Below are 8297 nucleotides of genomic sequence, written 5' to 3'. Positions count from 1 at the left end.
GTCAGGTCCAGGACCGTCAGCGACTCCTCCGCGCCCTCGGGACCCACCGGCACCAGAGCCTTGGGCAGAGTGTCGGTGTAGGGGCGCAGACGCCGCCCGGCGCCGGCCGCCAGCACGAGGCCGATCATGCGGTTTCTCCTTCATCGTGTACGGCGGGCGCCCCAGCGGACACCCAGAAGCGGATGCTCTCGACGAGCACCACCACGGCGACGGCCACGGCGAGAACCGTGAGCGCGACCTTGAACTGTGAGGCGGTGAGCAACGCGGCGAGGACGGCTGTGAGCAGCGTCCGCCCCTCCTGCCCACCGATGGCGCGCACCAGCCAGGCCGGGGGCGCTCCGGCGTTTCCGCGGATGCGGTACACCGTGTCGTAGTGATGGTAGGCGACGGCGGCCACCAGGCCGAAAGCCGCGGGAAGGGCTCCGTTCACGTCCGCGTGGGCCGCCAGTACCAGGACGGTGCCGTATTCGGCGGCCCGGAACAGCGGCGGGACCAGCCAGTCGAGGGCGCCCTTGAGGGGGCGGTGCAGCGCCTGGGCGGAGGTGACGGCGTAGACGACGGCCCCGGCGACGGGCGCCCAGGTCACCCCGGAGAAGAGGGACACGGCGAGGGCGGCGGCGCCGGCCAGGGCCACCAGCAGCGGGGAGCCGAGGCGGCCGCGAGTGGCACGTGCCACAAGTGAGGCGAGCGGGCCGTTGTCGGCGAGGTCCGCCAGCGCCTGGGCCGCCCGGTCGGTGCGCCGCGCCTTCCGTGTCAGCGAGCGCAGCACGCGGCCCGCAGTGGTGTACGTCGCCGCGAAGGCGCAGCCGACGAGCAGCACGTAGAAGGTGATCCGTGGGGTCGTGGCCGCTGTCAGGACCGCGATCATGGCCCAGCGCTCGCCGATCGGCAGCACGATCATGCGGCGCACCCAGACCGTCCAGCCGACGCTGTCGAGCTTGTCGGAGAGGGCGGCGGTGGGGCTGGTGTTGGCGGTGGCGTCGTGGTTGGCCTCGTTGAAGGAGAAGTCGACCACGTGCCGGCAGGTCTGCAGGATCATCGCGCCCAGCGCCAGGGCCCATACGTCGTCTCCGCCGCGGGCCGCGCCGAGCGCGAGACCGGCGTAGTAGGCATACTCCTTGGCCCGGTCGAAGGTGGCGTCGAGCCAGGCGCCGAGCGTGGAGTACTTCAGGGCGTAGCGGGCGAGCTGGCCGTCGGTGCAGTCCAGCACGAAGGACGCGATCAGCAGCGCGCCGGCGGCGATGAAGCCGGCGCGGGTGCCGGTGGCCGCGCAGCCGGCGGCTATCAGGGCGGTGAGCAGCGAGGCCGTGGTGACCTGGTTCGGGGTCAGGCCCCGGCGGGCGCACCAGCGGGCGATGTAGCGCGAGTACGGGCTGATGAAGAACGTGGTGAAGAACCCGTCGCGGGACTTCACGGCCGACTTCAGGCGGACGGCCTCGTCGTCCACGGCGGCGACGGACTGCCTGGCCTCGTTGCGGGCCTGCGGGTCGGCGGGGACGGCGGCGACCAGGCTGCCCAGCTCGGGCCGGTGCACCTCGGTGCCGTCGGCGTCGAGGGCGGTGACGATGCGGTCGGCCAGGCTGTCCACGGCGACCGCCGTGCCGCCGCCCGCTGAGGTCTCGCGGGCCAGGGCGCGGGTCAGCGCCTGCCGGGCGGCCGGCTGAGCGGTGACGGCGCCGGGGACGGCGGCGAGCGGGAAGCGCGGGTCGGTCAGGCCCAGGCGCAGAGCGTGCGGGTGGCCGACGAAGCGGGCGTCGATCAGGGCCACGCGGTCCGCGGCGTCAGCGGTGGCGAGCAGGGTCTCGGCCTCGGAGGCGTCCGCTGCCACCCGTACGTCGAAGCCGAGCGACCGCAGATCGTTCTCGAGCGACGATCCGGGGACCGGCGGACCGGTGACGATGGCGGTCGACAACCGAACTCACTCCCTGGGTGCCGGCGCGCGGGCGCCGGTCTTCTGCGTGGTGGGGCGCCCCTGCCTGCGGCACCCGGGCGGCATGTCGGCAGAGGTTATCGGATGGGTCGGAGTCCGTGTTCACCGGCCGTTCACGGGCCGGCCCACGAGGGCTGCCGCGGCCTTTGCCGCGATCATCATCGGGGATCCGGGCTCCGCCCACAAACCCGTGGGGCAGACCCGGGCATCCGGGACACCGGTCGGCCGGGCACCGGGCAGGGCGGCCACGACGTGTGCTTCGCCGTGTACGGCGTGCCAGGTGTCGTCTCTCACGCGCGGGGCGCGGGAGCGGGGGCGGCCCGGCCGGGCGGGGCCGGCGGGGCCGCACCCGGCAGGTGCGTCGGCAGCGTCCTGACCTGCGGATCGTTTCCGCAGGTCAGGGCACATGACAACGGTGTTCAGTACCGCGTTGCCCGATACCCCCCACCCGTAGTTCACTGGCTCTCTGACGGCACGGGAAAGGGCGGTAGTCATGGGGGCAGGGCACGACCACGGGCACGCGCACTCCCATGTGCCGGCCACGGGTACGGCCGCGGCCGCGTACCGGGGCCGGCTGCGCATCGCGCTGGGCATCACGCTCACGGTCATGGTGGTCGAGATCGTCGGCGGCCTGGTCGCGGACTCGCTCGCGCTGATCGCGGACGCGGCGCACATGGCGACCGACGCGGTGGGCCTCGGCATGGCCCTGCTCGCGATCCACTTCGCGAACCGCCCGCCGAGCACCAACCGCACCTTCGGCTACGCCCGCGCCGAGATACTCGCCGCGCTGGCCAACTGCCTGCTGCTGCTCGTCGTCGGCGGATACGTCCTGTACGAGGCGATCGAACGGTTCGTCACGCCCGCGGACACCCGCGGCGGCCAGATGATCGTGTTCGGTCTGATCGGCCTGATCGCCAACATGATCTCGCTGACTTTGCTGATGCGCGGACAGAAGGAGAGCCTGAACGTGCGCGGCGCCTTCCTGGAGGTGGCCGCGGACGCGCTCGGCTCGGTGGCGGTGCTGATCTCGGCGACCGTGATCCTCACCACCGGCTGGCAGCCGGCCGACCCCATCGCCTCGCTGGTGATCGGGCTGATGATCGTGCCGAGGACCGTGAAGCTGCTGCGCGAGACGCTGGACGTGCTGCTGGAGGCGGCCCCCAAGAACGTCGACATGGCGGAGGTCCGGGCGCACATCCTGGCACTGGACGGGGTGGAGGACGTGCACGATCTGCACGCCTGGACGATCACCTCCGGCATGCCCGTGCTCTCCGCACACGTGGTGGTCAGCTCCGAGGTGCTGAACGCCATCGGCCACGAGAAGATGCTGCACGAGCTGCAGGGCTGCCTCGGCGACCACTTCGACGTGGAGCACTGCACCTTCCAGCTGGAGCCGGGCGGGCACGCGGAGCACGAGGCACGGCTCTGTCACTGACCGTGCGGCTCCGCCGCCGACCGTAGGCACTCCAGTTCGACGCACCTTCGGACGGTTCCGGATGACCGGCGCCGGGCACGATGATCCACCGGGTCCCACTTCCGGTGCGGCGCCGCGCGCGGGCGTGCCGGGAAGTGCCGGGAGTGCCGGATTCGTACGGCAGACTTGGGGTGCGAAGACCGAGGCGAAGGATGGGTATGCCGATCACACCTGCCACCGCGACGCACAGCTCGTCGAATGGCACTGCAGAGGCGATTTTGCTGGAACTGGTCGACGAGAAAGGTGTGACGATCGGCACGGCGGAGAAGCTCGCCGCCCACCAGCCGCCGGGGCAGCTGCACCGCGCGTTCTCGGTGTTCCTCTTCGACGAGCGGGGCCGGCTGCTGCTCCAGCAGCGGGCCCTCGGCAAGTACCACTCGCCCGGTGTGTGGTCGAACACCTGCTGCGGCCACCCCTACCCCGGTGAGGCGCCCTTCGCGGCGGCGGCCCGGCGCACGCACGAGGAGCTGGGCGCGTCCCCCTCGCTGCTGGCGGAGGCGGGCACGGTCCGCTACAACCATCCGGACCCGGCATCCGGCCTGGTGGAGCAGGAGTTCAACCACCTGTTCATCGGTCTGGTGCAGGCGCCACTGGCGCCGGACGAGGAGGAGATCGCCTCGACCGCCTTCGTCACGGCGGCCGAGCTGGCGGAGCGGCATGCCCGGGACCCGTTCTCGGCCTGGTTCATGACCGTGCTGGACGCGGCCCGTCCGGCGATCAGGGAGCTGACGGGCCCGTCCGCCGGCTGGTAGCCCTCGGCACGTCCTAGGCGAGGATCGCGGGCTTGAGCGGCAGGGCGGCCCAGATCACCTTGCCGCCGCTCGCGGTGTGCTCCACGTCGATCACTCCGCCCGCCTCCCGGGCCACCTCACGGACCAGGAGCAGCCCCCGCCCGCCGGTCTGGCCGTGGTCGGCCTCCAGGGCGGTGGGACGGTAGGGGTGGTTGTCCTCCACGGACACCCGCACCCACTCGGCTCCGACGGCCACCTCCACGGCCAGCATCGGCGACAGCAGCGCCGCGTGCTTGACCGCGTTGGTGACCAGCTCGGAGACGATCAGCAGCAGGCCGTAGGCCAGCTCGTCGGAGACCGGCACGCCCTGGCGCAGCAGCAGGTCGCGTACCGCGCGCCGCGCCTGCGGGACCGAGGCGTCCACGGCGGGCGCGGTGAACCGCCAGACACCTTCGTACGGCAGTGGATCGGGCGGCCGCTCGGCGCCCCCCGCTGGGCGCGGGCCGTCCCCGCGCCCGTGGTTGTCCATCGTCCAGTCGCCACCCTCGCGCTCGATTGTCACCACACGTCGAGTGTTGGTAACGATCCACTCCGGTCCGGATGCCTGAACAGAAGTCAGCTGGTATCGAACGGTTCTGACCATTGGCGTATGACATGGTCACTTGAGGGACTGTTCCTGTCTCCCCCACACACCGCTTCGCGAACTATTCGTGTTGTACGAGCCCGACGACGCGACGGCCCCCGTAGCCGCCGGCGAGCAGGCCGAGGCCGTCGAAGAGCAGGGCGAGCGAGAAGAAGGCGCCGATGACGTACTGGCTGCTGCTCGGCCAGGCCGCGAGGACCAGCACGCCCAGGAGCAGGTCGAAGGCGCCGAGCAGGAGGGTCCAGCCGAAGTGGGGGCCGCGCACCACCAGGCTGCCGGCCAGCCGGAAGAAGCCGGCGGTGAGGAACAGCAACGCGGCGAACATGCTGAGCGCCGTGGCGGTCGCGTGGGGCTTGAGGACGACGACGATGCCGGCCGCGATGTTCAGGGCGGCGACGACGACGCCGAGCCAGAAGAACTGGGTGCCGCGCGCCTGGATCGCCTGCAGCAGCCCGACGATCCCGCCGATCAGCAGCAGCCAGCCGAACAGGAGCATCGAGGTCAGCGTGGCGACCGCGGTGTAGACCAGCCCGACGAGCCCGGCGAGTACGAGGAGCACGCCGAGTGCCGTGAGCCGGCCGAACCCGCGCCGCAGCTTCGCCGCCCTGCTCCGGCGTGTGCCGAGCTTGACCATCCCAGCCTCCTCGGGCCCCCCCTTTGCCAGCCCCTCTCCCTTTTGTCCCCTTTGTGCAGGGTGTCGTAACTCTCCCCCGGCCTCTCGATCAGGTGCACGGTGCGGCGGATAACATCCGGCGCATGGAGCCCCAGTTGTCGCACCAGGTCGTCGACTCCGTCGCGACCGTCGTGATCCGCCACCCGGCCAAGCGCAACGCCATGACGGCCGCGATGTGGCGGGCGCTGCCGCCGCTGCTGGCCCGGTTCGCGCGCGACCCGGGCGTCCGGGCGCTGGTGCTGACCGGAGAGGGCGGGACCTTCTGCGCGGGCGCGGACATCTCGACGCTCCAGGGGTCGCCCCAGGAGGCGCAGGGGCTCGCGGTGGCGGCCGAGGAGGCCCTGGCCGCGTTCCCGAAGCCGACCCTCGCCGCGGTGCGCGGGCACTGCGTGGGCGGCGGGGCGCAGCTCGCGGCGGCCTGCGATCTTCGGCTGGCGGAGGAGGGCGCGCTGTTCGGGGTGACACCGGCACGGCTGGGCATCGTCTACCCCGCCTCCTCGACCCGGCGGCTGGTGTCGCTGGTGGGACCGGCCACCGCCAAGTACCTGTTGTTCACGGCCGAGTTGATCGACGCCGCGCGCGCCCTGCGCACCGGGCTCGTGGACGAGGTGCTGCCCGAGGGCGAACTGGACAAGCGGGTCGCCGAGTTGACCCGCATCCTGGCGTCCCGCTCGCAGCTCACCCAGGCCGCCGCGAAGGAGTTCGCGAACGGCCGGACCGACCGGGACGGGCACTGGGCGGAGCAGGCGCGCGGGGGCGGCGACACCGCGGAGGGGGTCGCCGCGTTCCTGGAGCGCAGGCAGCCGCGCTTCACGTGGAGCGTGTCTACGTCAGGCTGAACCGGGTGTGGAACTCCTCCACGACGCGCGCGGGAGCCTTCCGCGGCGAGCCGGCGTCGTAGGGCGGCTGCGGGTCGTACTCGATCAACAGCTGGATCGCCTGGGCATGTTCGTCACCCGCGAGGACGCCGGCCAGCGCGAGCCCCATGTCGATGCCGGCCGAAACGCCGGCCGCGGTGACGTACTTGCCGTCGGTGACGACCCGCTCGTCCGACGGTTCGGCGCCGAAGTCGGTCAGCACGTCCAGGGCACCCCAATGGCTGGTGGCGCGCCGGCCCCTCAGCAGGCCCGCGGCGGCGAGCAGCAGCGAGCCCGAGCAGACCGAGGTGGTCCAGGTGCTCGCCGCGTCGGCGACGCGCAGCCACTCCAGCAGGGCCGGGTTCTCCATCTGGGCGGCGGTGCCGGGGCCTCCGGCGACCACGACGAGGTCGGGGCGCGCCACCTCGTCCAGCGCCTTGTCGGCCGTGACGGCGAGAAAACCCGTGTCCGTGCGCACGGGGCCGGGCCGCTCGGCGACGAAATCGACCTGTGCGCCCGGCAGACGGCTGAGGACCTCGTAGGGGCCCACGACGTCCAGGGCGGTGAAGCGGTCGTAGACGACCATGGCGATCTGCATGGAGATCCCTTTCAGCTCAGCGGGCGGATGCCCCTATCAGCGGGCGGATGCCGGATTCAGCGGGCGGATGTGGGGTGGAAGCGTCTGCGGTATTCCATGGGCGAGGTGCCGAGCGCTCTGACGAACGCGCGGCGCATGGCCTCGGGGGTGCCGTAGCCGCTGGCGCGGGAGATCTCCTCGATGCCGTCCGCGGTGTCCTCCAGCAGGCGGCGGGCGTGCTCGAGGCGGACCCGGTCGACATAGCGGCCGGGCGTCATCCCGGTCTCGGCCTGGAAGGCACGGGCGAAGTGGCGCGGCGACAGGGCGGCGCGGGCGGCCAGCGCCTCGACGCCGAGATCACCGTCCGGGTGCTCGGTGATCCACTGCTGGACGTCCCGGAGGGGTTCGCGCCGGGCCGTCTGGGCGGCGAGCTGGGCGCTGAACTGGGCCTGGTTCCCGGGCCGGCGCAGGAACACCACCAGATGGCGGGCGACGGTCAGCGCGGCGTCCCGGCCCAGGTCCTCCTCGACCAGCGCGAGGGCGAGATCGATGCCCGCGGTGACGCCGGCCGAGGTGGCCACGTTCCCGTCCCGTACGAAGATCGGGTCGGGGTCGACCCGGACGGCGGGGTGGTCCCGGGCGAGCTTCTCGCAGAACGCCCAGTGCGTCGTGGCCCGGCGGCCGTCCAGCAGCCCGGCACGGGCGAGCAGGAGGGATCCGGTGCAGACGGAGACCAGGCGCCGGGCACGCGGGCCGTGGACCCGCAGCCACTCCACCAGACGCGGGTCGGGGCTGCGGGTGCCGTCGCCGCCGGGAACCACCAGGGTGTGCGGACCGGCCGCGTCCGCCAGGGAGCCGTCCGGTACGAGGGTCAGCCCGCTGGAGGCGCGCACCGGGCCGCCGTCCAGGGACGCCGTACGGATGCGGTAGGAGCCCGGGGTGCGCTTCTCGGCACCGGTGAACACTTCCAGGGGGCCGGTGACATCGAGGCTCTGGACGCCGTCGAAGACGACGAGCAGAAGGGTTCGCTGCGCCATGACCTCGATTCTTGGCGGACCCGGGCATGGCCGCAACGACGCGTTTCCCACCTTTTCTGCCACACGGGGTTCCGTCGTGCTCCGCGGAGGTACCCGCTGTCCGCCCGGTCACCTGGGCCGGGTGGAAAGGAGACGGTTTCGTGTTCCGTGCCATCGCAGACGTACTGCGGCAGATCGGCGGCGCCATCGCCACGGTGGTCACGCTGCCCTTCCGGGCGCTGGCCCGCCTGTTCGGCGGGGCTTCGTCCTCCGCCCGCGGGAGCCGGGCCTGAGTTCCGGCCCGGCGGCCCGCCGGATTTCTGGTCCGGCGGCCCGCCGCGCGCCGCCCTGATCCCCGGTTTGCCGGTGTCACCTGCCACAATTGCCGCGCAACCT

At 72.5% G+C, this 8297-nt stretch carries 10 protein-coding genes; 4 read left to right on the top strand and 6 right to left on the bottom strand.

All coding sequences use genetic code 11. The annotated features are described in order from the left end of the window. Together ACZ5CW_RS40335 and ACZ5CW_RS40330 are read right to left on the bottom strand one after the other, a co-directional pair. Window positions 1–128, bottom strand: a 128-nt coding sequence (locus tag ACZ5CW_RS40335; RefSeq protein WP_366750616.1) for a sugar phosphate nucleotidyltransferase, incomplete at its 3' end; no start/stop codon positions are given. Next, entirely contained in the window at window positions 125–1912 is a 1788-nt protein-coding gene (locus tag ACZ5CW_RS40330) for a DUF5941 domain-containing protein (protein ID WP_468610669.1), read from the bottom strand. The genes ACZ5CW_RS40335 and ACZ5CW_RS40330, both read right to left, overlap by 4 nt. Before the next feature lie 511 nt (window positions 1913–2423). On the opposite strand from ACZ5CW_RS40330, the gene ACZ5CW_RS40325 reads away from it, so the two are divergent. Further along, window positions 2424–3365: a cation diffusion facilitator family transporter gene (locus ACZ5CW_RS40325; protein WP_468610667.1), complete on the top strand. Its 942-nt coding sequence runs from the start codon at window positions 2424–2426 to the stop codon at window positions 3363–3365. A gap of 197 nt (window positions 3366–3562) precedes the next feature. Continuing rightward, window positions 3563–4156: an isopentenyl-diphosphate Delta-isomerase gene (gene idi / locus ACZ5CW_RS40320; protein WP_468610665.1), complete on the top strand. Its 594-nt coding sequence runs from the start codon at window positions 3563–3565 to the stop codon at window positions 4154–4156. A gap of 13 nt (window positions 4157–4169) precedes the next feature. Here idi and ACZ5CW_RS40315 read toward each other — a convergent pair whose 3' ends face one another. Beyond that, entirely contained in the window at window positions 4170–4664 is a 495-nt protein-coding gene (locus ACZ5CW_RS40315) for an ATP-binding protein (RefSeq protein ID WP_468610673.1), read from the bottom strand. 175 nt (window positions 4665–4839) lie between these two features. Then, the gene (locus ACZ5CW_RS40310; RefSeq protein ID WP_468610663.1) at window positions 4840–5412 is read right to left on the bottom strand and encodes an HdeD family acid-resistance protein; all 573 of its coding nucleotides are present in this window, start codon (window positions 5410–5412) and stop codon (window positions 4840–4842) included. Between the two features lie 122 nt (window positions 5413–5534). On the opposite strand from ACZ5CW_RS40310, the gene ACZ5CW_RS40305 reads away from it, so the two are divergent. After that, window positions 5535–6290, top strand: coding sequence for an enoyl-CoA hydratase/isomerase family protein (locus ACZ5CW_RS40305; RefSeq protein ID WP_468610661.1), 756 nt, complete (start codon window positions 5535–5537; stop codon window positions 6288–6290). On the opposite strand, the gene ACZ5CW_RS40300 is transcribed toward ACZ5CW_RS40305, so the two are convergent. Both ACZ5CW_RS40300 and ACZ5CW_RS40295 read right to left on the bottom strand, forming a co-directional pair. Then, on the bottom strand, window positions 6277–6906 hold the full coding sequence (locus tag ACZ5CW_RS40300) for a DJ-1/PfpI family protein (RefSeq protein WP_468610659.1): 630 nt from the start codon (window positions 6904–6906) through the stop codon (window positions 6277–6279). The genes ACZ5CW_RS40305 and ACZ5CW_RS40300 overlap by 14 nt on opposite strands. Before the next feature lie 56 nt (window positions 6907–6962). After that, window positions 6963–7922 carry a GlxA family transcriptional regulator gene (locus ACZ5CW_RS40295; protein ID WP_468610657.1) on the bottom strand — a complete coding sequence of 320 codons (960 nt, stop codon included), beginning with the start codon at window positions 7920–7922 and terminating at the stop codon, window positions 6963–6965. 140 nt (window positions 7923–8062) lie between these two features. On the opposite strand from ACZ5CW_RS40295, the gene ACZ5CW_RS40290 reads away from it, so the two are divergent. Beyond that, window positions 8063–8194, top strand: coding sequence for an LPFR motif small protein (locus tag ACZ5CW_RS40290; RefSeq protein ID WP_014676189.1), 132 nt, complete (start codon window positions 8063–8065; stop codon window positions 8192–8194). The last annotated feature ends 103 nt before the right edge of the window (window positions 8195–8297 follow it).

The organism is Streptomyces sp. NPDC031379 (assembly GCF_055569615.1).
The sequence above is the reverse complement of the archived record's forward strand: the minus strand, read 5'-3'. Positions and strand labels throughout refer to the sequence as shown.